This is a genomic window from Gelidibacter japonicus (genome assembly GCF_010725055.1).
Taxonomy (GTDB): domain Bacteria; phylum Bacteroidota; class Bacteroidia; order Flavobacteriales; family Flavobacteriaceae; genus Gelidibacter; species Gelidibacter japonicus.
On record NZ_BJKB01000050.1, the window covers coordinates 1 to 1,689 of the forward strand.

The 1,689-nt window shown below is 40.9% G+C and carries 1 protein-coding gene; it reads right to left on the reverse strand.

All coding sequences use genetic code 11. The features are described from left to right. Positions 1-117: 117 nt before the first annotated feature. Positions 118-1,569 carry an IS1182 family transposase gene (locus tag G6N06_RS19600; RefSeq protein ID WP_163518389.1) on the reverse strand — a complete coding sequence of 484 codons (1,452 nt, stop codon included), beginning with the start codon at positions 1,567-1,569 and terminating at the stop codon, positions 118-120. Positions 1,570-1,689 lie beyond the last annotated feature (120 nt).

The following is a 1,689-nucleotide window of genomic DNA, read 5'->3' on the forward strand; positions in this document are numbered from 1 at the left end:
AAATTTATTTTATCGCTTCTTTTTTTGGATCTGTTTTGACGAAGCTGATTAGGCTTTACCACAACCTTAAAAGGCATTATTGCACCGTATCCAGCTATTATTGCACGATTCTCCTTTTTATACGGCCAATCTAAGGATTCTTTTCAGGTTCACCGTAAATATTGCAATTGCCCCTTGCATTTGCATGTTTTCAATACCATATGCACAGGCCCTTCCATATCCATGTACATTTTTCAATTCGCTGTTTTTAGCCTCTATTTTATATCTGTGTTTTGCCTTTTCTCGATAATACTCAGTTTCTTGAAAAGTCATTTGTTCTTGGTGCATATCTGATTTTATGGACACGGAATACGTTTTAGTTCTCGCTCCAGGCTTATAACAACCATCTCTTAAGGGGCAGTGCTTACATTTTTCGACATCAAAATAGTAGGTGTCCACCTGGTTCTGTCCAACATTCCTTTTGCCTTGGCGTGCCTTTCGTATGGCCATGTGGCCCGCGGGACATACAAATCTGTCAGCGTCCTTATTGTAATAAAATTTATCTTCGTTTTTTCTAACACCTTGCGTGATCGAAGGATTCAATCTGGCCACAATTTTTATATCCTGTTCCTTGGCCAATAGCAGATTGTCTTTTCCCGAGTAAGCGGCATCGCCGATAATGGCATCTACCTCAATCCCGTTTTCCTGACTGATCCGTAAAAGTTCTGGCAGCTCCGGTCCATCTCCCTTTTCTCCGGAAGTTACTACGGCTGCCGTAATTATACGTTCCTCGGTCATCGCAATGTGTGTTTTGTATCCGAAAAACGAACTATCGGACGATTTATGCCCGGTCTTGGCATCTGCATCTTTGGAGAAGATAAGATTGTCCCTGGTGTCCGCTACCGTTTCCCTTAACAGGTTCAACTTCTCTTTTACCGTAGGGACCGCACTCAGGGCCTGATCGGATTCAATGACTTTCTCGAGCTCTTTACAGTACGCTATTTCCTTTTGCAGATCGTCATCCACATTTTTGGCCGGCATTCGCTCTTTCCAATCCTTATCTATAGTGTAAACTGCTTTGCGCAGGATTTTTGAACGTTCTTTCAATACTTGAACTGCCGAAAATGGATTGGACCTTGATAAAGAATGCGTAGCATCCACTATGATTGATCTTGAGCGGACAATTCCTTTCTCGACAGCTATGGACACTGTTTTTCCTATCAATAGGTTCAACAGATCTGTATCCTTCAAACGCAACTTTCTGAATTTTGTCAGGGAACTGGGGTTGATCACACCTTCCTCCGGAGTCATTCCAAGAAAATACTTGAAGGACATATCATAGCGGGAACGCTCAACAACGTCGACATCTGAGACTGTATAGATTGTTTTCAGCAACAAATACTTGAACATGCGTATCGGACTTTCTGCGTTGCGTCCGTTGTCCAGGCAATATTTGTTTACCAGCTCATCATAGATAAAGGTAAAATCAATTAATTCGTTAATTTTCCTGAGAAGATTATCTTTGGGAACAACCAAGTCATATATATCGGAATACGCACTCAATTGAATCTTTTGCTGCTGTAATAACATATCCAAGTGTTTGTTAATCAGTAAAAAAGATACGAAAAAAGGAGTGAAAACACTACGGTTTACACTCCTTTTTATCTCTTTTTACCCCAATATTTTTAAGGGGACTTTTTCAGTGGCCTC

Coding starts and splice junctions, on each gene's coding strand:
- G6N06_RS19600 (WP_163518389.1), bottom strand. CDS start 1,569: ATGTTATTACAGCAGCAAAAGATTCAATTGAGTGCGTATTCCGATATA.